This window comes from Sphingopyxis sp. MWB1 (genome assembly GCF_000763945.1).
In the GTDB taxonomy this organism is placed as follows: domain Bacteria; phylum Pseudomonadota; class Alphaproteobacteria; order Sphingomonadales; family Sphingomonadaceae; genus Sphingopyxis.
In genome coordinates this window covers 1,719,462-1,742,440 of sequence record NZ_JQFJ01000002.1, presented here as the reverse complement: position 1 = coordinate 1,742,440, position 22,979 = coordinate 1,719,462, and the positions used below count along the sequence as shown (strand labels likewise).

21 protein-coding genes and 1 tRNA gene are annotated in these 22,979 nt (G+C 63.8%); 11 read left to right on the top strand and 11 right to left on the bottom strand.

Annotated elements, in window-relative coordinates:
* Window positions 1-141 precede the first annotated feature (141 nt).
* Complete coding sequence (ispG, locus tag JV18_RS0108750) at window positions 142-1,293, bottom strand: flavodoxin-dependent (E)-4-hydroxy-3-methylbut-2-enyl-diphosphate synthase (RefSeq protein WP_033074202.1); 1,152 nt, start codon at window positions 1,291-1,293, stop codon at window positions 142-144.
* A gap of 171 nt (window positions 1,294-1,464) precedes the next feature.
* Between ispG and JV18_RS0108745 the strand changes: the two genes are divergently transcribed.
* Together JV18_RS0108745 and JV18_RS0108740 are read left to right on the top strand one after the other, a co-directional pair.
* A complete protein-coding gene (locus tag JV18_RS0108745; protein ID WP_033074201.1) occupies window positions 1,465-2,208 on the top strand; it encodes a TorF family putative porin in 744 nt (247 codons plus the stop codon).
* 244 nt (window positions 2,209-2,452) lie between these two features.
* Window positions 2,453-3,181, top strand: a complete 729-nt coding sequence (locus tag JV18_RS0108740) for a TorF family putative porin (protein ID WP_033074200.1) — start codon at window positions 2,453-2,455, stop codon at window positions 3,179-3,181.
* A 57-nt stretch (window positions 3,182-3,238) separates the two neighbouring features.
* Here JV18_RS0108740 and JV18_RS0108735 read toward each other — a convergent pair whose 3' ends face one another.
* The 4 genes from JV18_RS0108735 to JV18_RS0108720 all read right to left on the bottom strand — a co-directional run bounded on the left by JV18_RS0108735 (window position 3,239) and on the right by JV18_RS0108720 (window position 8,317).
* Entirely contained in the window at window positions 3,239-4,387 is a 1,149-nt protein-coding gene (locus JV18_RS0108735) for an alpha-hydroxy acid oxidase (RefSeq protein ID WP_033074199.1), read from the bottom strand.
* A gap of 120 nt (window positions 4,388-4,507) precedes the next feature.
* On the bottom strand, window positions 4,508-5,791 hold the full coding sequence (locus JV18_RS0108730) for an FAD-dependent oxidoreductase (RefSeq protein WP_033074198.1): 1,284 nt from the start codon (window positions 5,789-5,791) through the stop codon (window positions 4,508-4,510).
* On the bottom strand, window positions 5,784-7,442 hold the full coding sequence (locus JV18_RS0108725; RefSeq protein WP_033074197.1) for an amidohydrolase: 1,659 nt from the start codon (window positions 7,440-7,442) through the stop codon (window positions 5,784-5,786). The genes JV18_RS0108730 and JV18_RS0108725 overlap by 8 nt, the downstream gene beginning before the upstream one ends.
* Window positions 7,439-8,317: an NAD(P)-dependent oxidoreductase gene (locus JV18_RS0108720; protein WP_033074196.1), complete on the bottom strand. Its 879-nt coding sequence runs from the start codon at window positions 8,315-8,317 to the stop codon at window positions 7,439-7,441. The genes JV18_RS0108725 and JV18_RS0108720 overlap by 4 nt, the downstream gene beginning before the upstream one ends.
* 139 nt (window positions 8,318-8,456) lie before the next feature.
* On the opposite strand from JV18_RS0108720, the gene JV18_RS0108715 reads away from it, so the two are divergent.
* Window positions 8,457-9,710: a threonine ammonia-lyase gene (locus JV18_RS0108715; RefSeq protein WP_033074195.1), complete on the top strand. Its 1,254-nt coding sequence runs from the start codon at window positions 8,457-8,459 to the stop codon at window positions 9,708-9,710.
* Between the two features lie 13 nt (window positions 9,711-9,723).
* Window positions 9,724-10,119 carry an acyl-CoA thioesterase gene (locus JV18_RS0108710; protein WP_033074194.1) on the top strand — a complete coding sequence of 132 codons (396 nt, stop codon included), beginning with the start codon at window positions 9,724-9,726 and terminating at the stop codon, window positions 10,117-10,119.
* 10 nt (window positions 10,120-10,129) lie between these two features.
* Here the strand turns inward: JV18_RS0108710 and JV18_RS0108705 are convergent, their stop codons facing one another.
* The 3 genes from JV18_RS0108705 to JV18_RS0108695 all read right to left on the bottom strand — a co-directional run bounded on the left by JV18_RS0108705 (window position 10,130) and on the right by JV18_RS0108695 (window position 11,535).
* The gene (locus JV18_RS0108705; RefSeq protein WP_052071844.1) at window positions 10,130-10,573 is read right to left on the bottom strand and encodes a hypothetical protein; all 444 of its coding nucleotides are present in this window, start codon (window positions 10,571-10,573) and stop codon (window positions 10,130-10,132) included.
* Between the two features lie 206 nt (window positions 10,574-10,779).
* Window positions 10,780-11,262, bottom strand: a complete 483-nt coding sequence (gene bfr, locus JV18_RS0108700; RefSeq protein ID WP_033074193.1) for a bacterioferritin — start codon at window positions 11,260-11,262, stop codon at window positions 10,780-10,782.
* Window positions 11,263-11,361: 99 nt separating this feature from the next.
* The gene (locus JV18_RS0108695) at window positions 11,362-11,535 is read right to left on the bottom strand and encodes a (2Fe-2S)-binding protein (RefSeq protein WP_033074192.1); all 174 of its coding nucleotides are present in this window, start codon (window positions 11,533-11,535) and stop codon (window positions 11,362-11,364) included.
* A gap of 181 nt (window positions 11,536-11,716) precedes the next feature.
* On the opposite strand from JV18_RS0108695, the gene purS reads away from it, so the two are divergent.
* Window positions 11,717-11,947 carry a phosphoribosylformylglycinamidine synthase subunit PurS gene (gene purS, locus JV18_RS0108690; RefSeq protein WP_033074191.1) on the top strand — a complete coding sequence of 77 codons (231 nt, stop codon included), beginning with the start codon at window positions 11,717-11,719 and terminating at the stop codon, window positions 11,945-11,947.
* Between the two features lie 20 nt (window positions 11,948-11,967).
* Window positions 11,968-12,633: a phosphoribosylformylglycinamidine synthase subunit PurQ gene (gene purQ / locus JV18_RS0108685; protein ID WP_033074190.1), complete on the top strand. Its 666-nt coding sequence runs from the start codon at window positions 11,968-11,970 to the stop codon at window positions 12,631-12,633.
* Here the strand turns inward: purQ and JV18_RS0108680 are convergent.
* Both JV18_RS0108680 and JV18_RS0108675 read right to left on the bottom strand, forming a co-directional pair.
* A complete protein-coding gene (locus tag JV18_RS0108680) occupies window positions 12,595-13,035 on the bottom strand; it encodes a hypothetical protein (protein ID WP_033074189.1) in 441 nt (146 codons plus the stop codon). The two genes, purQ and JV18_RS0108680, sit on opposite strands and share 39 nt — an antisense overlap.
* A complete protein-coding gene (locus JV18_RS0108675; protein WP_033074188.1) occupies window positions 13,032-13,781 on the bottom strand; it encodes a queuosine precursor transporter in 750 nt (249 codons plus the stop codon). Before JV18_RS0108675 ends, JV18_RS0108680 begins: the two co-directional genes overlap by 4 nt.
* Window positions 13,782-13,851: 70 nt before the next feature.
* Between JV18_RS0108675 and JV18_RS0108670 the strand changes: the two genes are divergently transcribed.
* Together JV18_RS0108670 and JV18_RS0108665 are read left to right on the top strand one after the other, a co-directional pair.
* Window positions 13,852-13,928: transfer RNA gene (locus JV18_RS0108670), tRNA-Arg, on the top strand.
* 100 nt (window positions 13,929-14,028) lie between these two features.
* Window positions 14,029-15,243 (top strand): glycoside hydrolase family 6 protein, encoded by a 1,215-nt coding sequence (locus JV18_RS0108665; protein WP_033074187.1) that lies wholly within the window; start codon window positions 14,029-14,031, stop codon window positions 15,241-15,243.
* Here the strand turns inward: JV18_RS0108665 and JV18_RS0108660 are convergent.
* A complete protein-coding gene (locus JV18_RS0108660) occupies window positions 15,240-16,268 on the bottom strand; it encodes a LacI family DNA-binding transcriptional regulator (RefSeq protein ID WP_081944754.1) in 1,029 nt (342 codons plus the stop codon). The two genes, JV18_RS0108665 and JV18_RS0108660, sit on opposite strands and share 4 nt — an antisense overlap.
* A gap of 166 nt (window positions 16,269-16,434) precedes the next feature.
* Between JV18_RS0108660 and JV18_RS0108655 the strand changes: the two genes are divergently transcribed.
* The 3 genes from JV18_RS0108655 to JV18_RS0108645 all read left to right on the top strand — a co-directional run bounded on the left by JV18_RS0108655 (window position 16,435) and on the right by JV18_RS0108645 (window position 22,932).
* Window positions 16,435-18,921: a glycoside hydrolase family 3 protein gene (locus JV18_RS0108655; protein WP_052072169.1), complete on the top strand. Its 2,487-nt coding sequence runs from the start codon at window positions 16,435-16,437 to the stop codon at window positions 18,919-18,921.
* A 22-nt stretch (window positions 18,922-18,943) separates the two neighbouring features.
* Window positions 18,944-21,550 carry a TonB-dependent receptor gene (locus tag JV18_RS0108650; protein ID WP_033074185.1) on the top strand — a complete coding sequence of 869 codons (2,607 nt, stop codon included), beginning with the start codon at window positions 18,944-18,946 and terminating at the stop codon, window positions 21,548-21,550.
* A gap of 170 nt (window positions 21,551-21,720) precedes the next feature.
* Window positions 21,721-22,932, top strand: coding sequence for an MFS transporter (locus JV18_RS0108645; RefSeq protein ID WP_200879085.1), 1,212 nt, complete (start codon window positions 21,721-21,723; stop codon window positions 22,930-22,932).
* Window positions 22,933-22,979: the final 47 nt, after the last annotated feature.

Here is a 22,979-nt window from a genome sequence, read left to right as displayed (position 1 = left end):
GGCGGGTGTCAAATGGCCGATGCGTGCATACGTTTTCGCGCCAATAGAATAACCTGTGCGGCGATAACAAATAGGGGCGGACCCACCCCAACGCAGCCTGCCTCACGGCGGACATTCCTGGCTGCGATCATAATATCTTCTTTATGCCGCCTTGCCGTGTGTGACGTCCATGCTCACCGCGTTGCCTGCGTCGATTTCCGCCGCCTTGGCTTCGACTAGCTTGACGACATGGGCGATCATGTCGGCGTCGGCGACATGGTGGTCGGTGACGCCCGAGAGATAGACCATATGCTTGCCATTGCCGCCGCCGGTGATGCCGATATCGGTTTCGCGCGCTTCGCCGGGACCGTTGACGACGCAGCCGAGGACCGAGAGGCTCATTGGGGTTTTGATGTGGCTGAGCGCTTCTTCAAGGGCTTGGACAGTGCGGATGACGTCAAAACCCTGGCGCGCGCAACTGGGGCAGGACACGACGCGCACGCCGCGGGTGCGAAGGCCCAATGCCTTCAAAATCTCATAGCCGACGCGGACTTCCTCTTCGGGTTCGGCCGAGAGGCTGACGCGGATGGTGTCGCCAATCCCGGCCCAAAGCAGATTGCCGATGCCGAGCGCCGATTTGACGGTGCCGCCGATCAGTCCGCCTGCTTCGGTGATGCCAAGGTGAAGTGGGCAGTCGACCGCTTCGGCGAGCTGCATATAGGCGGCGACGGCGAGGAAGACGTCGCTCGCCTTTACCGCGACCTTATAATCGTGGAAGTCGTGATCCTGTAAGAGCTTGATATGGTCGAGCGCGCTTTCAACGAGCGCCTCGGGGCAGGGCTCGCCATATTTCTCGAGCAGGTCTTTTTCGAGGCTACCGGCGTTGACTCCGATACGGATTGCGCAGCCATTGGCCTTGGCCGCGCGCACGACTTCGCCGACGCGCTCGCTGCTGCCGATATTGCCGGGGTTGATACGCAGGCAGGCGGCGCCGGCATCGGCAGCCTCCAAGGCGCGCTTATAATGGAAATGAATGTCCGCGATGATCGGGATGCGCGCGGCGCGGACGATTTTGCCAAGCGCCGCCGTGCTGTCGGTGTCGGGGCAGGAGACGCGGATCAGGTCGGCGCCCGCCTCCTCGCAGCGGCGGATCTGGTCGATCGTCGCCACCGGATCGCTCGTCGGCGTGTTGGTCATCGTCTGCACAGTGATCGGCGCGCCGCCGCCGACAGGGACGTCGCCCACCATGATCTGGCGGCAGTCGCGCCGCGCAATGTCGCGCCAGGGGCGCAGGCCGGGGTTGTGATCGCTCATATCAGGCTCGACAGAAGGGAAAGCTGCGCCTTCTCTAGCCGTCTCTGCCGCGCTTGGCAAAGCGAAGCGCATTTCTCCGCCGCGCAGCGGGCGCTCGTCGATTTCCTGTTGTGCCGGGCGTGCGAAACGGCGATTTCGCGCGTCCTGTCTTTTACCAGCCAAGGACCCGTCATGAATTTCTCCGCCGCGCGTCTTACCCTTTCCGCTCTTCTCGCCAGTTGCGCCGCGACTTCCGCATCGGCGCAGGACATTCCGACCGGACCTGTTTCCCTTTCCGGCGGCGTCGATCTGGTAAGCGAATATCGGTTTCGCGGCCTATCGCGCAGCGGCGGCGATGTGGCGGTGCAGCCGCATGTGACGATCAGCCATGCAAATGGGCTGTATGTTGGCGGCTGGGGATCGAATATCGACGATGCGCGCGGCTTCGGCGATGTCGAGCTCAATCTTTATGGCGGCTATGGGCTGGATGTCGCCCCGGGCACTGCACTCGACCTCGGCCTCACCTATTATTGGCATCCCGACGCCCCGGCGGCGCGGGGGGCGAGCGACTATGCCGAAGCCAATGCACGGCTTTCCTACATGCTTGGCCCGGTCGAGGCGAGCGGCAGCCTTGGTTATGCCTGGGATCAGGCCGCGCTTGGCGACGATAATCTGCGGCTGGGGGTGGATCTGGCCGCGGCAATCCCGACGACGCCGGTCACGCTGAAGGCGTCGCTGGGTCGTAATGACGGCGGGCTTGCGGCGCTCGCGCCCGGGCAGCGTTATTGGGACTGGTCGATCGGTGCGACCACAAATATCGGTCCCTTTGTAGCGGGCGTCCAATATGTCGATACCGATATTCCGATGACGGGTGACAAGGCGCGTGACAAATTTTACGATGCCGGAGTGTTGCTGACGCTGGGACTCTATTTCTGACCTGCCGCCGTGCGTCGGGTGACCACAGACAATTTGTTTCATTGGAAACCGGATTGCCGTAACGATCCTGTTGCATATTTGTCGCAATCTGAAATTTTCCGCGACGCTCGCAATTTTTTATTTGTGCAACGCAGCAACTTGCCCCCACAAGGATTGCGCAAGAGTGGACTGGCCCGTTAAAGAGGCTGGCCCTCTGGCAGCAGGCAGGGACGATCCGTTTGACCTAAGTTTAGGGGATCAACCCATGAAGACTCTTTCTTGCGCGTGGCTCGCTGCGGCCGCTGCGCTTTCCGCCCTTCCCGCCACCGCTTATGCCCAGGAAGAAGTCGCCGAGGGGCTGACCGTTTCGGGCGGCGCCACGGTGGTAAGCGATTATCGCTTTCGCGGTTTCAGCCAGTCGAATGAAGAAGCCGCCATTCAGGGCACTTTCTCGATCAACCATGACAGCGGCCTGTATGTGGGCACCTGGGGATCAAGCATCGGTTTTGCCAATGGCACGGAAATTGACGTGTTCGCTGGCTATTCGACCGAAGTTGCGTCGGGTGTGACCGCCGACGTTGGCGCCACGCTGTATCTTTATCCCGGCACCGCTGACAGCCGGATTTTCGAACCCTATGCCTCGGTTTCGGGCGATCTGGGTCCCGCGTCGCTCAAGACCGGCATTGCCTGGGCACCGGGCGGGCAGGATTCGCTGGGCGGCGACAGCGGCATTTATCTTTATACCGATGCAGGCCTCGGTCTGCCCGGCACGCCGCTGACGCTCAACGGCCATATCGGCTTTGCCAAAAGCGACAGCTTTCTGGGCGGCGCCGACGGCAGCGTGATCGACTATTCGGTGGGGGTCGAAACAAGCTGGAAGGCGCTGACCCTTGGCATTTCCTATGTGAACACCGATGCGCCCAAGGCGGGCGGCTACAAGGAAACGGTCGGCGCCGATGGCGCGGTTATCTTTTCGCTCGGCGCGTCTTTCTGACGCCGGGCACCGGGGCGGTCTTCGGGGGGAGGCCGCCCCTTCTCACGTTGCGAGGCGTCAGCGCCAGCGCAGATTGGCGCGGCCAAGGTCGCTCAACTGGCGCGCGCCCATCAATTTCATCCCCCGCTCCATCTCGGCGCGCAGCAGCGCGATGGCGCGCGCCACCCCGGCCTCACCCGCCGCGGCGAGCGCATAGAGATAAAGCCGCCCGCCCGAGCAGGCCTTGGCGCCGACCGACAGCGCTTTGAGCACATGGGTGCCGCGGGTGATGCCGCCGTCGCAAATCACCTCAATCCGGTCGCCGACGGCATCGACAATCTCGGCCAGTGCGTCAAAGGGGGCGATGCTGCCGTCGAGCTGGCGCCCGCCATGGTTGGAGACCATGATCGCCGTGGCGCCGATATCGACCGCGCGCCGCGCATCCTCGACCGCGACAATGCCTTTCAGGCAAAAGGGGCCGTCCCACGCCTTGCGGATCGCCTCGGCGCGTTTCCAGTTGAGGCTCTGGTCGAGCATGGTGGTGAAATAATCGGCGACCGATTTGGGGACGCTCGACCCCTCGCTGACATGCGTCGCCAGATTGGGCAGGCTGAATTTCTCGCGGCAAAGATAGTTCAATCCCCAGCCCGGCTTGGCGGCATAGCTCAGCATGTTTGACGGGGTGAAACGCGGCGGCGAGGTAAAGCCCGAGCGCAGGCAGCGTTCGCGATTGCCCCCGACGATGGTGTCAACGGTGAGTGCGACGGCGTCGAACTTCGCGTCGCGCGCCGCCTCCAGCATCGCATGGTTCAGCCCCTCATCCTTGTGGACATAAAGCTGGAACAGCTTGGGGCCATTGGTGAGCGCCCCCGCTTCGGCAAGGCTGACGGTGGCGAGGCTCGAAATGCCCGCCATCGTCCCTGCTTCGGCGGCGGCGCGCAGCACCGCGCGCTCGCCCTGCCAGTGGAACAGGCGCTGGAGCGCGGTGGGGGAAAGGAAGAGCGGCATCGCCATTTCGCGCCCGAACAGCGTGGTGCGCATATCGACCTTTTCGACGCCGGCCAGCACGCGGGGGATGAGATCGCAGCTGTCGAAAGCCGCGCGGTTCTGGCGGCGCGTGACTTCGTCATCGGCGGCGCCATCGATATAGTCGAACACCGGCCAGGGCAGGCGCCGCTTTGCCAGCAGGCGGAAATCGTCGATATTATGGCAGTCGGTGAGTTTCATTCTGGCCCCGCTTTTATCGCGTCATTGCGAGCGTAGCGAAGCAATCTCCTGCCCTCAATGTTGCGCGGGGCCGATGGCTGGAGATTGCTTCGTCGCTTCGCTCCTCGCAATGATGCGAGACTAAAACACCGCCCGCGCTGCGACTGTGCCCTTGCTGGCGAAGCTGAAGCGCGGTTCGATGGCGAGGCTGGCATTTGCGATATGTGCCGCGACGCGCTTGCCAACGGCGGGACCGTTCTTGAAACCATGGCCCGATCCGCCACCGACGAGCCAAACGCGTTCCTCGCCCGGCAGGCGATCGATCAGATAATCGCCGCTGGAGCTATTTTCATATTGGCAGACGCGCCCGCCGATCAGCGGGGCATTGGCGAGGCCGGGAAAACGCCGTGCGACATAGGCGCGCGCCGCCGCTATCCCCGCCGGGGTGAGGTCGCGCTCCATCGTGTCGGGGTCGATCACCGGGCCGTGGCTGTCAAAAGCGATTTTGAAGCCTGCGCCTTCGAGGTCGGGCAGGCCATAGATGATGCGGCCATTGTTGAAATCGGCCCAGGCAGGCAGTTCGGGCGGGGCAAAGCGCGTGTCGCCCTGCGGCGCGCCGAAATGATAGACTTCCTGCCGCGTCGCGACGATTTTGTGCATGAGTTGCTGCGGGAATAATTCGGCGAGCCAAGGACCGCAGGCATAGACGAGATGGTCGGCAGTGCCGCCATCGGGCAGGCTGTGGCGCCGCGTGCGTTTGGAAAGAAGGGGCGCGGGCATGACGACGCGCTCCACCTCTATTCCGGCATCGGCGATGACTTCCTGCACTCCGCGCGCCGCGATCAGCGCACCGGCCTCGCTTTCGAGCAGGCCGGCCTCGCCCTGATAAAATTGGATCTGGCGATAGGCCTGTTGCAGCCAGCGGACATCGCCCGCCTGATGCGGGATCTTGTTGGCGTGAAGCCAGGCGCGCGAGGCGGCGCTGTGCGCGCCGCCCTCGGGCGCGAACCACAGCACGCCGGTCTGGTGAAAAATCGGTGCGCTCGCACTGTCTGACAGGGCCTTCCAAAAGGGGAGCGATTCGCGCGCCATCTCTGAATAAAGGGTGTCGGCGCCATAGCCCATGCGGAACACCCGGCTTTCCCCGCCCGAGGACGCGCGCGCATGGCCAGCGCCATAGGCGTCGAACAGGCGCACCGACTTGCCCGCGCGCACCAGATGCCAGGCGGTCCAGGCGCCGAACACCCCGGCGCCGATCACCGCGACATCGACATGCTGAACCTTTGGGCGCGGCGCCTTGCGCTTTTTGGAGCGGCGTTCGCTGTCCCTGGCGCTGGCGGGTGCGGTGATGGCCGCGCTGGCCGCAACCGGCAGAGCCGCCAGTCCCGCGATCAGCGCACGGCGCGAGGGGGCCTTATCACTCATCCGCGCCCTCCTTGCCGCGCTTGTAATAGCGATAGCCGCCGATCCATGTTTCGAGCGGGACCATGCGGCGCAGCTCTTCGGGGCTGGCGAGCATCGGGTCGCTATCCACTATCACGAAATCGGCGCGCTTGCCCGGTTCCAGCGTGCCGAGTCGGTCCTCGGCAAAACCGGCAAAGGCGGCGGTGCGGGTGAAGCCGTCGAGGGCGGCTTCGCGGCTGACCGCTTCGCCCGCGCGCCATCCGCCCACGGGCTCGCCCGCAGCGTCGGTCCGCGAGATGGCGGTCGCCAGCCCGGCAAAGGGATCGGCGCTTTCGACCGGAACATCCGACCCAAAGGCAAGCCGGACGCCTGCATTTTCAAGGCTGCGCCACGCATAGGCGCCTGCGAGCCGGTCAGGACCGAGCCGCGCCTCTGCCATGCGCCAATCCGATGCCTGATGCACCGGCTGCATCGAGGCGATTACATTCAGCTTGGCAAAGCGCGGAATATCGGCGGGGTCGATGACCTGCGCATGTTCGATGCGCCAGCGCCTTTTGCCCGGCAGGTCGGCTTCAAGATCGGCGATGGCGTCGAGCGCTTCGCCATTGGCGGCATCGCCGATGGCGTGGATCGCGACCTGAAAATCATCCATCGCCGCACGCACCATCTTGTTGCGAAGCTGCGCCGGGGTGAGCAGCGCCAGCCCCTTTTCGCCCGCTGCATCGGCATAGGGCGCCTTCAGCCACGCGCCGCGCGATCCCAGCGCGCCGTCGAGATAGAGTTTGACGCCAACCATCCGCAGCCTGTCGTCATAAAGCCAGGGCGTCGGCCCCGGCCCGCCGATCAGCGCCATATTGTCGATGTCCCCGGCATAGGAGAGGATACGCACGGCCAGCTGGCGCTTGTCGCCCGCGCGGCGATAAGCCTGCCATTCCTCGATCGTCGTGCCCATGTCGGCGATGGCGGTGATCCCCTGTTCGATCAGCTTTTGCTGGGCGAGGAGAAAGGCGCGGTCGAGGTCGCGCGCGAGCGGTTTGGGCTTGGCCTGATCGACCAGCCGCGCTGCGGCGTCGATGAACACGCCGCTTGGCTTGCCGCCCTGCATTTCGATGCGCCCGCCTTCGGGCGACTTGCTGGCGGCGGTTACGCCCGCCGCGGCCATCGCAGCGCTGTTCGCCCATCCGGCATGACCGTCGATCCGTTCGAGCCAGACCGGGCGGCCTGCGACCACGGCATCGAGATCGGCCGCGGTGGGAAAACGGCCCAGCCCCCATTTCTCCTGATTCCAGCCGCGCCCGATGATCCACGGCATTTCCGGATTTTTGGCAGCATAGTCGCGGATCATCGCCTGCGCTTCGGCCAGGCTTTGCGTCTCGCTGAGGTCGAGCAGCATGAGCTGAAAGCCCAGCCCCATGACATGGCCATGTGCGTCGATCAGGCCGGGGATCAGCGTGCGGCCCTTGCCATCTTCCTTGAAATCGGGGCGTTCGGGCCTTTTGTCCTTGCGATCGAGCAATTGCTTCACCTTGCCCTCGCGGTCGATGACGAGGCCGGTGAAACGGACGAGCTTGCCCGATTTGTCGAGCGTCAGCCCGTTGACATTGTCGATCAGCGTATCGGCATGGGCGGGCGATGTGAAAAGAAGCGCGGCGAGCGCGAGCCAGCCCCTCATTGCGGCAGCCTCGTAACAAGCGCGCTCGTATCCTTGCGCCCGCCGCCCGCCTTTTGCACATCGGCGTAAAATTGATCGACCAGCGCCGCGACAGGCAGGGTCGCGCCATTGGCGCGCGCTTCCTCAAGCGCGAGGCCCAGATCCTTGCGCATCCAGTCGATGGCAAAACCGAAGTCAAATTCGCCTTTCGCCATGGTTTCCCAGCGGTTGAGCATCTGCCAGCTGGCCGCGGCGCCGCCCGATACGGCCTCGAAGACCTTGTCGGTATCGAGGTCCGAGGCCTGGGCAAAGCGCAGCGCTTCGGACAGGCCCTGTACCACCCCGGCAATGGCGATCTGGTTGACCATCTTGGTCGTCTGTCCCGCGCCGGGGCCGCCGATATGGACGATGCGGCCCGCATAGGCGCGCATCACCGGCTCGGCAGCGGCAAAGGCGGCGTCGCTCGCGCCGCACATGATCGACAGGCTGCCCGCCTGCGCGCCCGATTCGCCGCCCGATACGGGGGCATCGACGCACAGCAGGCCCAATGTTTCGGCCTCGACCGACAATTGCCGCGCGATGCGCGCCGATACGGTGGTATGGTCGATGAACAACGCGCCGCGGCGCATGGCGTTGAAGGCGCCGTCGCGGCCCAAGGTCACCTGCGCCAGATCATCGTCATTGCCGACGCAGCTTAAAACGGCGTCGGCGCCCGCGGCCGCTTCGGCCGGGGTCGCGGCGGCGGATCCGCCGTGGCGCTGCGCCCAATCCTCGGCTTTGGCTCTGGTGCGATTATAGACGATGACATCATGGCCCGCCTTTGCGAGATGTCCGGCCATCGGTCCGCCCATCACGCCGGTGCCGATGAATGCGATACGTAATTTCTTGTCGCTCATGCCGCGTCCATAGCATTGTTTTGATGGGGCGCCAGCGCATCGCGCGCGCCTTGCTGTTGCCTGACGCGATCGGCTGGAGGGGCAAGGGGACCGTAAAAAACTTTCCCTTGGCGCGGCTTGCCGTTAGGGCCAGCGCGCTATGACCGAACAATCGCTCTCTATCCCGCCCGCTGCCGATCTTCCGGCAATCGCCCTTGACGATGTGCGCGCGGCGGCGGAGCGAATTATGGGCGCGGTCGTGCGGACCCCGACGCTGAAATCGCAAACCTTGTCGGACATGGTCGGCGCTGAAGTCTGGCTGAAGTTTGAGAATCTGCAGTTCACCGCCGCCTATAAGGAGCGCGGGGCGCTGAACGCCTTGCTGCTTCTCGATGCCGAAGCGCGCGCGCGCGGCGTGATCGCGGCGTCGGCGGGCAACCATGCCCAGGGGCTGGCCTATCATGGCAAAAGGCTTGGCATACCCGTCACCATCGTCATGCCGAGCACGACGCCGCAGGTGAAGGTGTCGCAAACCGCCAGCCATGGCGCGCAGATCGTGCTGCATGGCGAGAAGTTCGACGATGCCTATGCCCATGCGCGCGAGCTGGAGGCCGAGCGCGGCATGACCTTTGTCCACCCCTTTGACCATCCGCATGTCGCGGCGGGGCAGGGGACGGTGGCGCTCGAAATGCTGGAGGATGTGCCCGAGCTCGACACGCTGATCGTGCCGATCGGCGGTGGCGGGCTGCTTGCTGGCATGGGCACGGCAGCGCGCGGGATCAAGAATGATATTCGCCTCGTCGGGGTGCAGGCGGAGCTTTACCCTTCCATGTATGCCGAACTTAACGGCGTCGATATGGCGTGCGAAGGCGATACGCTGGCCGAAGGCATCGCGGTGAAAGAGCCGGGCGCCTATACGCGCAAGCTGGTCGCCTCGCTCAACGACGATATCGTCCTCGTCGCCGAACGTCATCTGGAACGCGCGGTCAGCCTGTTGCTCCAGATCGAGAAAACCGTGGTCGAAGGCGCGGGCGCTGCTGGGCTCGCCGCGCTGCTCGCGCATGGCGACGAGTTTCAGGGGCGCAAAGTCGGCCTTGTCCTGACCGGCGGCAATATCGACACGCGCCTGCTCGCCAATGTGCTGCTGCGCGATCTGGCGCGGTCGGGGCGAATCGCGCGGCTGCGTATTCGCCTGCAGGATCGACCCGGTGCGCTGTTCAAGGTGATGAAGCTGTTTGACGAGAAACAGGTCAATATCATCGAAATTTATCACCAGCGCATTTTCACCACCTTGCCGGCCAAGGGGCTGATCACCGACATTGAGTGCGAGGCGCGCGACAGGGAGCATCTCGATAGTCTGGTCGTCGCCTTGCGCGATGCGGGCTATATGGTGACGACGGTCGAACTCGCATAGGCGCGCACGCGGGATGAAAGAATATACACTTCAACTCACCGCGACCCCCGACAGCATCGACGAACTGGGCCATGTCAACAATGCCGTGTGGGTGCAGTGGATCCAGCGGGTCGCAACCGCCCATTGGGACGCGGCGGCGCCGCAGAGCCACAAGGATGCCTATATCTGGGTCGTGGTGCGGCACGAGATTGACTATCTGCGCGCGCTCGGCCCCGGCGAAAGCGTGACGGCGCGCACCTGGGTGGCCGAGGCGCCGCAGGGAGCGAAATTCGAACGCTTCATGGAATTTACCGGCGATGACGGGCGCGTGCATGTGCGCGCCCGCACCATCTGGGCCTTGCTCGACAAGGCAAGCGGGCGCCCGATGCGGGTCACCGCCGAAGTGGTGGCGCCGTTTCTCGGGGGATAGGGGCGGGGGCCTAATCGCGCTGCGGTGTCGCGGGGCCTGCGCTTGCCGCCTGCCGCGCCCGCAAAAAAGCGGTGAGCGCGCCATAGAGAAGGTCGCGGGCATCGCCGTCCAGCATTTCGGCGGTGTGATAGTCGAAATCGGCGCGGTCGCCGCGCGCGGTGGCGGTCACTGTTGTGGCGAGCAATGCCTCGTCGAAGCTGACCCGGCGGCAACAGGGCGGCGCCACCGCAAAAGGATCGGGCCAGATCTGGGCGATGGCCTCGACCACCAGGCGAAAGCGGCGAGCGGCCAATATATGGCCCCAGCGGCGTTCCAGTTCGGGCAGGGGGTCATGGCCGCAGCGGCGGCATAATATCGCATAGCGCAAGGCAAGGACCGATTGGGCCGCCTCGACGGGCAATTCGCCGATCATCGGCTGCGCCGTCAGTTTCGTCATGAGGTTTCTGCTGTCCATCCCGCCCTCTTCCTTTGTCGATCATGCTGTGCATCCCGTTCGATATTCGAAAAAGATGCCGGTCGCTGCACCAGGGCCGCGACCGGCAGGAGGGGACTGCCCAATCTTGCTATTGATAATTACTCGCAAATACAAGCAAAAAATGAGGCGCCCGAAAGCGCCTCCATAAAATCAGGATATATAACGGAAAAAGCGCCTGTGGCGGCTTAATCCGCGTTCGCGGGCTTGGACTGGAGCTGGACATAATTTTCCATGCCCATGCGCTCGATCATGTCGAACTGCTTTTCCAGCTCGTCGACATGATGCTCTTCGCTTTCCAATATGGCGGCGAACAGGTCGCGGCTCACATAGTCGCGTACGCTTTCGCAGTGCGCAATGGCGTCCTTGAGCAAGGGGATCGCTTCTTCTTCCAGCGCGAGATCGGCCTTCAATATCTCTTCGACCGTTTCGCCGACGCGCAGACGCCCCAGCAACTGGAAGTTGGGGAGCCCGCCCAGAAAGAGAATGCGATCGGCAAGCTGATCGGCATGTTTCATCTCGTCGATCGATTCCTCGCGCTCAAATTTGGCGAGCCGCGCGACCCCCCAATTGTCGAGCATCCGGTAATGGAGCCAATATTGGTTGATCGCGGTCAGCTCGTTCTTGAGCGCCTCGTTCAGAAAATCGATAACCTTTGCGTCGCCTTTCATGGCCTGTCCTGTCTGTTTGAAAGCTGGGGATAATGGGCGCATTATACCCGCCTTCGCCCCATCAGGCCAAGGGTAAAAATGGCGGAATTCCGCGAAAAATCAGGCCGTTGCAGCGGCGTCTTTGATGATATTGCGAGCGAAAGGCAGGCACTGTCCGCATTTGGGTTTGCGACCCATTTGCGCATAAGCCGCCTTTGCACACCGCAATTGGCCATTGCGCGCCACGTCGCGCAATTCCCGTTCTCTTATTGCGTTGCAGACACAGACGACCATGTGCGAATCCTTCTCAACAACTCCTCTCTAGAGCTAGTGCGACGGACTCGCAACAAGAAAGTTGCGACTGGCTCGCAATTCCAAAAGGGCGATTTTCGGCCACGCGCCCTCTTGCCCGCCGCGTGATTCGCGGGCATAGGCGCGCCCATATTTCCCGCCATTTTCGCAAAGGTCGCCGCCCATGAAAGTCAATGTCTATGTGACGCTCAAGCCGGGGGTTCTCGACCCGCAGGGCAAGGCGATCCATCATGCACTGGAAGGGTTGGGCTTTGCCGGGGTTTCGGATGTGCGCGCGGGGCGTTTCATCGAACTGGATGTGGCGGACGATGTGTCGGACGCCGATCTTGATGCGATGTGCACCAAGCTGCTCGCCAACACGGTGATCGAAAATTATCGGATCGAGCGCCCCTGAAGGGGTGAAGGAGAAGGCGCATGAAGACCGCCGTTATCGTTTTTCCCGGATCCAATTGCGATCGCGACATGGCGGTCGCGCTCGAACGCGTGACCGGGCGCGCGCCCGCGATGGTCTGGCACCGTGAAACCGCGCTGCCAGAGGGCACCGACTTTATCGCGCTTCCCGGCGGCTTTTCCTATGGCGATTATCTGCGTTCGGGCGCCATGGCGGCGCGGTCGCCGATTTTGGCCGCAGTGGTCGAGGCGGCGGCGCGGGGCGTTCCCGTGCTGGGCATCTGCAATGGCTTTCAGGTATTGACCGAGGCGGGGCTGCTTCCCGGCGCGCTGATGCGCAATGCAGGGCTCAACTTTGTGTGCCGCACCGTGCGCCTCACGGTCGAAAACAGCCAGTCGCTCTTCACCGCCGCCTATCAGGCGGGAGAAATGATCGACATTCCGGTCGCGCACCATGATGGCAATTATTTTGCCGACGCGGAGACGCTCGACCGGCTGGAAGGCGAGGGCCGCGTCGCTTTTCGCTATGCCACGCCGGTTAATGGCGCGGCGCGCGACATTGCGGGCGTGCTCAACGGCGCAGGCAATGTGCTCGGCATGATGCCGCACCCCGAACGCGCGGTCGATCCCGTCCATGGCGGGACCGACGGGCTACGCCTCTTCGAAGCGGCGCTCGGCGCGCTCGCCTGAGGGCGGATCGGCGGCAGGCGCCGTCCCTGGTTCGGCTTGGCGGAGGCTGTCCCCTTCCGCGCGCGTCCGGGGCTTGCCGGGGCGCAACAGGGGCATCAGCAAGGTAAGCGCCGCGGGCCAGAACAAGGTATTGCGCAGATCATGCCAATGTTCGGCGCGGTCGCAGGCGGCGCCCTGCATCAACTCCACCTGATGGTCGAGCCATTCGCCGCCGAGCGCGGCCGCCGCGACGAGGAGCAGCCCCGCCAAGCTTCCCCACCATCCGCGCCACAAAATGCGCACGAACAGGAACAGCCCGATCGCGACATAGACATGCAGCGCATCGCGGCTGAGGCCGCTCCAGTCGACCAGCCAGACTTTGAAATCGTGGAAAATGAGCGGCAGATTGTCGGGCAGGGTCATAGATGCGCCTGAAAGGGCGTGAAATCCGTCTTGTCGTCGAACACATCTACTCCTTCACGCCGTTTGAGCGTAGTGACTACCATATAGGTGGCCGGCGTCAGCAGCGCTTCCCATAATGTCTTTATCAGCCATTGCGACAGCGCAACCTGCATAAGCTGTTCGGGCGGCCAGCCGACAAGCCCGTAAAAGGCCAGCGGGTAGAAAATCAGGCTGTCGAGACCCTGGCCGACAATCGTCGATCCGATGGTGCGCATCCACAAATGCCGCCCTTGCGTCCATAATTTCATGCGCGCGAGCACATAGGAATTGGCAAATTCTCCGGCCCAGAAGGCGAGCATGGACGCAATGACGATCCGCCAGCTGTTGCCGAAAACAAATTCATAGCTTTCCTGCCCCGGCCAGCCTTTCGCGGGCGGCAGCGAGACAACGACCCACGCCATAAAGGCCATGAAGGCCAGCGCGGCGAACCCGGTCCAGATCACCCGCCGCGCGCGGGCATAGCCATAAACCTCGGTCAATATGTCGCCGATGATATAGCTCACCGGGAAAAACATCACCCCCGCGGCAAAGGCCCATTCGCCCCCGCCGGGCAGCGGAATATAGCTGGGCTTCGACGCGCCGATGATGTTCGAGAGCAGCAGAATGGCGACAAAGGCCGCCATCACCAGATCATAATAGCGAAACTGCCGCGCGTCGGCGGCGCTGATTTGCACGGGCTGATCAGGGGCGGGCGCGGGACCGGACATGGCACGCTGCTTAACGCGCTTTGCGCGCGGCGCAAACCACGCTATTCGATCCCCCGCGTCACCGCGCAATGCGCCCGTAGCTCAGCTGGATAGAGCACCCGCCTTCTAAGCGGGTGGCCGCAGGTTCGAATCCTGCCGGGCGCACCATAGCCGACAAAAGAGAAGTGCACCTGCATCGGCGGTTTCTGTTTTCTCTTCGCGCTGACATGGCTATTCCCCGTGGAGCGAACTGAGGGAAGGAAGCCGGATGCGCCCTGTTTGGAAAGCGGCCTTGCTCGCTCTTATCCTGGCCGGGTTATCGACGAAATTTCCGGTTCGAGCAGAAACCCTCTTCGTCGATCCCGCCAGCACCACGCATGAGGCTGCCCGGCGGCTGGAGGGGGCGGCGCGGCGCGATGCGCTGCTCCTCGCGCAATATCCTTCGGCCAGCTGGTTCGCCCATGGCACCCCCGATTTTGTCGAGGCGCGCGCGCGCGACCTGCTCGACCGGGCGGAAGCGCGGGGCGAGCTTGCCGTGCTCGCCCTCTATAACATCCCCTATCGCGACTGCGCGCTCTACTCGGCGGGTGGCGCGGCGGACAGCGACGCTTATCTCGACTGGGTCCGGGGCGTGGCCCGGGGAATTGGCGAGCGGCCCGCCATCATCCTGCTGGAACCCGACGGGCTGGGCGTCATCCCCTGGCACCGCACCCTCGATGGTGCGGCGGAAAGCTGCCGCCCCGATGGACAGGATGAAAGCGCCGCCGCCCGCCGCTATGCCGAATTGCGCGGCGCGGTCGCCATATTGTCCGCCCTGCCAAAGGCGCGCATCTATCTCGACGGCACGGGCAGCAGCTGGCTCGCCCCCGGCGAGATTGCCAGCCGCCTGATCCGGGCCGATGTCGCACGCATTGCGGGCTTTTTCCTCAATGTCTCCAATTATGAAAGCGACGCGCGCGTTGCATCCTATGCCCGCTTTGTGAGCGACTGCATCGCGCTGGTCACCGAAGCCGGGCTCGATCCGCGCCAATGCCCCAGCCAATATAGCCCCGCGACCTTCGGCGATCATGCGACATGGACCTTGACCGACGCCGCCTATGACCGCTTGTTCGCGCGCGCCGGGCTGGCGCGCGATCCCGCGCGGCAGAAACGCGCGGTGATCGACAGCAGCCGCAATGGGCAGGGATCATGGACGCCCCCGCAGGGCAAATATCGCGATGCCGAAGTCTGGTGCAATCCGCCGGGCCGCGGGCTGGGGCGGCGTCCGACGCTGACCAGCGACCACCCCTATGTCGACGCTTTTTTGTGGATCAAGGTGCCGGGCGAATCCGATGGCGAATGCTGGCGCGGCACTGCGGGGCCGGGCGATCCCGAACGCGGGGTAAAGGCACCGCCGGCGGGGCAATGGTTCGCCGCGCAGGCGCGTGAGCTGATCGAATTGGCCAACCCGCCACTTCCCGCTGAAGACGGCGAGCCGGATTAGGCCGGCGGCGCGGTCGACGCGCGGATCAGCAATTCATGGGCATGGGCCCCCGGCGCCGCTGCGGCGTCCGCTTTCCCGTCGAGCGCGGCGATCAGCCGGTCGGCGGCATCCCATGCCATTTGCTGCACCGGCTGGTTCACCGTGGTCAGCGGGGGCCAGGCGGTGCGCGACACTTCCGAATTGTCGAAACCGGCGACCGACAATTGCTGGGGCACCGAAAGCCCCAGGTCGCGCGCGGCGGCGATGGCGGCGACCGCCATATCGTCATTTTGCGCGAGAATGGCGGTCGGGCGTTCCGCGCGGTCCAACAGCGTCCGCGCGACCTGATAACCAATGTCATAGGTGAAATCGCCGGTGACGATCAGCCTGTCGTCAATGGAAACCCCCGCCTCGGCAAAGGCGCGGCGATATCCGTCCATGCGGCTTATACAGGCGGCGTGCGACGGGTCGCCCAAAATGATGCCGATGCGCCGGTGGCCCAGCGACAGCAGGTGGTGCGCGACGGCTTCGCCCGCCGCCACCTCGTCCATCGCCACCACGATGCCGCGCGTCAGGTCATTGTGCGGGGTGATGCGGGCATAGGGAAATTTCTGGCGTTCGAGCATGTCGAGCAGGACCGGCTGGTCGCAGGCAGGCGGGGCGAGCAGCACCCCGTCGAGACCCGCGCGCAGCAGCAATTTGCCCAGTTCCTCGGGATGATCGGCGACATGGTTGAAGGGCAGGACGGCGAGCCGGTAGCGCCCGTCATCGAGTCGCCCCAGCGCGCCATTTTGCAGTTCGACGACATAGGAGGGGCTGGGGCGTTCATAGGTCAGCCCGATCAGAAAGGACCGGCGCGCGATCAGGCTCTGGGCAGCGCGATTGGGATGATAGTCGAGCGCGGCGGCGGCTTCCTTCACCTTGCGGCGCACCGCTTCGCTGACATGCGGCGCATCGTTCAGCGCGCGCGACACGGTTTTCGGGGTCACGCCCGCGACCCGCGCAATATCGACGATGGTGGTTCGCCTGGAAATTTTCCCCTCCAATCCGTCAGATAAAGGTCATTTTCTGCGGACGCCACGCCCCCGACACCGCCTGTCTTAGCGTCCCTATTGACTCCTGTCGATCCATGACGGTAAACGTTGACAGTCAAATCGGTAAACGTTGACATAAATTGGGGAGGGGAGTTTGACCGTATCGCGCGGCGCCGTCATGGCGCTTGGTGCAGTGTCGTGGGCGGCGCTGGTTTCATCTTTTTCTGTGGCGCTGGCGGCACCGCCGCCGGCTGAGGCTGCGGCCAGTGCAGAGGCGCACCCCGCGGCATGGCCCGCGCGCGCGGCGACGGTGGCGCAGGACCCCGCGATGGAACGGCGGATCGACGCGCTGATCGCCGCCATGTCGCTGGAGCAAAAGGTCGGCCAGATCATTCAGGCCGATATCGCCAGCGTCACCCCCGATGACGTCCATCGCTATCATCTCGGTTCGGTGCTCAATGGCGGCAATTCCGCCCCCGGCGAACGCTATAATGCGCCTGCGCCCGAATGGCTGGCGGCGGCGGACGCCTTTTATGCCGCCTCGATGAAGCCCCATGGCAAATTGCCGCGCATCCCCGTCATCTGGGGCAGCGATGCCGTTCATGGCCATAATAATATCGTCGGGGCGACGCTCTTTCCCCACAATATCGGGCTGGGCGCGGCGCGCAATCCCGACCTGCTCCGCCGCATTGGCGAAGCAACCGCGATTGAAATGCGGGTCACGGGGCTGGACTGGACCTTTGCGCCGACGCTGGCGGTTGTCCGCGACGATCGCTGGGGCCGCACCTATGAAGGCTTTGGCGAGGACCCCGAAATTGCGACCAGCTATGCCGCGCCGCTGATCGAGGGGCTGCAGGGAAAGATTGGCGATCCCGACTGGCTGCGCGGCCCGCATATCATTGCGACCGCCAAGCATTTCCTCGGCGATGGCGGGACGCAGGGCGGCAAGGATCAGGGCGATGCCCGCATGTCCGAAACGCAGCTTCGCGACCTGTTCAGTCCGCCCTATCTGCCCGCGCTCGACGCGGGCGTGCAATCGGTGATGGTCAGCTTTTCCAGCTGGAATGGCGCGAAAATGCACGGCCACCGCTCGCTGTTGACCGGGGTGGTCAAGGACCGCTGGAATTTCGACGGCTTTCTGGTCGGCGACTGGAACGGCCATGGTCAGGTGGCGGGCTGTTCGGTAACCGACTGCGCGGAATCGGTCATCGCCGGGCTCGACATGTATATGGCGCCGGACAGCTGGAAGGGGCTTTACAAGAGCACGCTGGCACAGGCGCGCGACGGACGCCTGCCGATCGCGCGGCTCGACGATGCGGTGCGCCGCATCTTGCGGGTCAAGATGCGCGCCGGATTGTTCGAGGCCGGAAAACCCTCCTCGCGCCCCTATGCGGGCCGCTATGATCTGCTCGGCAATCCCGACCACCGCGCCATCGCGCGGCAGGCGGTGCAGGAATCGCTCGTTCTGCTCAAAAATGCGGGCGGCATCCTGCCGCTCAAGCCCGACGCCAGCATCCTGGTCGCGGGCGACGGCGCGCATAATCTCACCAAACAGACGGGCGGCTGGACGCTGAGCTGGCAGGGCACGGGAACGAAGCGGGAGGATTTCCCCAACGCCCAGTCGATCTGGGAAGGCATATCCGAACAAGTGGCAGCCGCCGGGGGCAGGGCAGTGCTGGCCGCCGATGGCCGCTATGCGAACAAGCCCGATGTCGCGATCGTCGTCTTTGGCGAGGATCCTTATGCGGAGTTTCAGGGCGACCGCCCCGATGTCGGCTATGATGATGCGGCCAGCCTGCGGATCCTGCGCGCGCTTCAGGCGGACGGCATTCCCACTGTGTCGGTGTTCCTTTCGGGGCGCGCCATGTGGGTCAATCCCTTCCTCAATGCGTCCGACGCCTTTGTCGCGGCGTGGCTTCCTGGGTCCGAAGGTGGCGGGGTTGCCGACCTGCTGTTCGGGAAAAAGGATTTCAAGGGGAAGCTTCCTTACAGCTGGCCAAAGGCGAGCGACCAGAATGCGGTCAATGTCGGCGACGCCGATTATGACCCGCTTTTCCCCTATGGCTTTGGCCTGACCCTTGCCGACAAGGGCGATCTGGCGCCGCTGCCGGAGGCGCGCGCGAGCGCGGCGGCGGAGGACCCCGGCATAATTTTTGCGGCGGGACGGCCGGGTGCGGGGCGGCAGCTTCTTCTCGGCGCACCGGGCGCGCTTTCGACCAATCCCGGCCCCGCCCTGATCGAGGCGCGCGGCGCCGACCGGCACGCGCAGGAAGATTCGGTGCGTCTGCAATGGACCGGGGCGGGCGAGGCGGTCGCCGCCATCGTGCAAGAGGACGCTGCCGATCTGTCGCGCGAATCCAACGGCGATCTCGTGCTCGAACTCGATGTGAAAGTGAATGCGCCGCCGTCGGATGATGTGGCGCTGTTGATGGGCTGCGGCGACGGCTGCGGCGGCACCGTGCCGCTGCGCGCCGCGCTGGTGGAGGCTGCACGGCGCGGCGAATGGACCAGCCTGGCCGTCCCGCTGCGCTGCTTTGCCGATGCGGGCGCCGATATGGCGCGGATCGACACGCCGCTCGGCCTCGTCACATCGGGACGTCTGGACCTCACCCTCTCGGGGGCGCGCATCACCGCGCCGTCGGGGGCAAGGCTTGCGTGCAAGTGATAATCACAACAGGGAGGATGCAATGAAAAGGGATAAATTCGGATATTCGGCGCTGCTCGCGCTGCTTTCGACCGCAGCTGCGGTGCCGGCCTATGGCCAGACCGCAGAGCCCGGCGCAACCGGCGACGACAGCAGCGAGATTATCGTTACCGCAACGCGGCGCGAACAAAGCCTGCAGGATGTGTCGGGGGTGGTGCAGGCGCTCAGCGCCGATCAGCTTCGGCAGGATGGCATCAACGAAATTCGCCAGTTGCAGATGGCGGTTCCGGGGCTCAGCATCGCCAATCAGGAAGGCAATGTCGAAATCTTCATTCGCGGTGTCGGTTCGGCGAACAATACCGAACTCGGCGATCCGGGCGCCGCGCCGCATTTGAACGGCACCTATATCCCGCGCCCGCGCGGGCTGGGGGTGATGTTCTATGACCTTGACCGGGTCGAGGTGAACAAGGGGCCGCAGGGCACGCTCTATGGCCGCAACGCGCTTGCGGGCACGCTCAACATCATCACCGCCAAGCCGCGCCTCGGCGAATTCAGCGGCTATGCGCAGGCGGAAATCGCGAACCGCTCTTCCTATGGGGCAGAGGGCGCGCTCAATATTCCGCTGGGCGAGACTTTGGCGGTGCGCGCCGCGGGCTATTATATCAACCGCGACTATGGCTTCAAAAATGTCTCGACCGGCGATCTCGCCAAGGATTTGAAGCCTGCGGGGCTGGAGGAAAATTACGCGGGCCGCCTCTCGCTCTTGTGGGAGCCGAGCGACCAGCTCAGCGTCTCCATCGTCGGCGATTATGGCAAGGAAACGGGCACGGGCTATCCCGGCGCCAATATCTTCAGCGCGGTTCAGGCCAGCGGCCTGCGTCCCGACAAGCTCAATCTCAAACATGTCGTCTATCGCGGACTGCAGGGCGAAATGGAAAATGAGCTGTGGGGGATACAGGGCAGGATCAACTATGATTTCGGCAGCTTCGGCGCCGAACTGAGCGGCAGCTATCGCTCGGTCGATTTTTATCAGGTCAATGCCTCGTCCGACGGCATCGACTATCCGGGCCGCGACCTCGACGCGGTTCAATATGATAATTTCTCCAGCAATTTCTGGCAGACCAAGTCAAAGAGCCAGGTCTATGAAGCGCGCCTCTTCGCCAATGACGACCAGCGGTTGCGCTGGAATCTGGGCGGCTTCTATTTCAAGGAGGACCAGCAGGTCGGCTATCTCGCGGTCGCCGATCGCGGCTATTGCTGCTATTCGGGCACCGAATTCACCATGCCCGACGTGGAGGGCGAAAGCTATGCCTTCTACGCCGACGCCACCTACGACGTCACCGACCGCCTCCGCCTCCTCGGCGGCATACGTTACACAGAAGAAAAGAAATCGCGCTACGGCATAGGCGGCAATTGGGCGCTGACGCTGGGCGGTGAGAATTTCGACTGCTGTTTTGCAACGCGTCTGGGCACCGAAGGCTTTCGGCCCGCGCTGCTCGACCGCCCCAATTTCGACGTCAGCGGCATCACCACGCCGCAGGGCAGGGCGCAATTCCTGATCGAAGGCATTGCGACGCCGGGGATGCGCGATACGCTGATTGCTCAGATTGGTTCGATTGCCGATGGGACCAATCCCAGTGGCACCTGCTTTGAGCGGCCGGATATCGACAATGGTTTTGTGCGCTGCCCGGCCAGTGGCGGGTTCACCTATGCCAATCTCACCATTCCCGGTCAGCAGCAGGGAAGCTCGAAATTCGATTATATCGACTGGCGCGCGGGCTTCGAATATGATCTGAGCGATGACAATATGATCTATGGCAAGGTTTCGACCGGCCATAAATCGGGCGGCTTCAACGACAGTTTTGCCGCCTCGCCCATTCCGGAAACCTTCAGCCCGGAAGAGCTGGTCGTCTATGAAATCGGCGCCCGCAACAGCTTCGATGCCTTTGGTCGCCGCGCCATCTTCAACCTGACCGGTTTCTACTATGATTATACCGATCAGGTATTTCAGGATCTGACCTGTATCAATCTCGACGAAGCGCAAAATCCCCCGGTCTGCAACGGCTATTCGATGGTCAACCGCAATATCGGGGCGTCGCGCATCTATGGCGCGGAGGCAGAATTGCGCTTCCAGCTTCCCGGCCAATTTGCGCTCGATCTCAATGCCGCTTATCTCGACACCAAGATCACGCGCGGCACCGTGGCAGATGCGCGCGCGCAGGACCACAGCGCCGGGGGCGAATCGCCGCTGATCAGCCTTGTTGGCAATCGCCTGCCGCTGGCATCAAAGATGAACGTCAGCGCCCGGCTGTCGCAATGGTTCGAGGTCGGACGGGGCCGTTTCGACTGGCAGGCCTTGCTGAACTATCGCTCCTCCTATTTCCTCAGCCAGTTCAACGAGGATGATATCGTCTTCCTCGACGGAACGCGGCAGAGCGCGCTGGAGGCGGGTTTCCCCGATCGGCAGAAGGGCTATGCGACGCTCAACCTCGGCATGGGCTATACGATCGACAATTTCCGGATCGAGGCGTGGGCCAATAATTTCCTGAACGAGGAAGTGTCGCAAAAGGCGCTGGTCGGCTCCTCGTTGAACATACGTTTCCTCAACGATGCGCGCAGCTATGGCCTTCGCCTTCGCGTGAATTTCTAGCATAAGGGGGGCAGCCGTCCGGTCCGCAAGGCGGTCTGGACGGCTGCATCAGCAGGCTGGCCTCGCCGGAGCTTGCCGGCCGATGTTGGGGGAGAGGCCCAGGGCATGGCGCAGTGACGCAGGAAGAACATACCGGCGAAAAGACACGCCCGCCGCGGCAGCCCTTGGCCATGCTGCTCATCTACGCGCTTGCCTATGGCGGGGGCGTTGTCGCCTATACGCCCTTTCTGATGCTGTTTCTGCCAGCACAGGTCACCCGCCTCGCCGGGGCAGAGGATGTGAGCTGGCTCGGCTATATGATTTTCGCTGGCGCGCTTGCGGCCAGTCTGTCGGGGGTCCTGTCGGGATGGCTGAGCGACCGGACGCGCAGCCGCCGCCTGTGGGTCGCTATCGGGTTGACCGCAACGATCCTCCTGCAACTGGCCATGCCGCATTATCAGAGCGTCGCGGCGCTGTTGTGGCTGGTTGTGGGGTGGCAAATCGCGCTCAACCTGATGCTGGTGCCGCTGCACGCCTGGGCGGGGGAATTATGTCCCGACAGTCAAAAGGGCCTTCTCGGCGGGCTGCTTTCCATCGCTCCCGTGCTGGGGGCGGCGTCGGCGATGCTCATCCCGGCTATATCGTCCCAGCTCTTCGCAGACCGCATCTTTGCGGCCGCCATTCTCACCATATGCCTGATCCTGCCGCTGCTGTTTTTCGGGCGGGAGAGCGCCTCCTTTACGGTGCAGAAGCAAGCCGACTGCGCCTTGGCCGATCACCCCCCGCTTGCCCGCGCGCGCTTTTGCATGTGGACAGCGCGTTTGCTGATGCAGCTTTCCGGCGCAGCGCTTGCCGCCTATCTTTATTTCTGGCTGCGCAGCATCGACCCTGCGATGGATGATGGCGCAAAGGCGGCGCTGTTCGCGGGCGGGTTGCTGCTTTCGGTCGGGGCGGCCTTGCTGATGGGGCGCTGGATCGACCGTCATGGCCATGCTTTTGCTATTCTCGCGGCGCTTGCGGTCCTCGCCTGCGCGTCGCTTGTCGCAATGGCGCTGATCGGCGCTCCGGCGGGAGCGAAGCTGGCTTATGTCCTTTTCACCGCGGCCAATGCGGCTTTTCTGGCACTCCATTCCAGTCAGACCCTGCGCATTCTGCCGGACCCCCGCCAAAGGGGATATGGCATTGGCCTCTTCAATCTCACCAACACCGCGCCCTCGCTCCTCATGCCCTGGCTGGCGATTTCGGTCGTGCCGGGTTTCGGTTTCGGACCGCTGTTCCTGATCCTCGCCCTGCTCGCGCTTGGCGCGGCCCTCCTGCTCATGGCGGTGCCCCGGGACACCGGGCGCGAGGCCATTCGTGCAAATCCAGCCGAGCGTCGCCTGTCGGCGGAAGGCGGCGTCTGAAATGGCCGACCGCTACATTGGGGCCAATGCCCGGATATTTATATGAA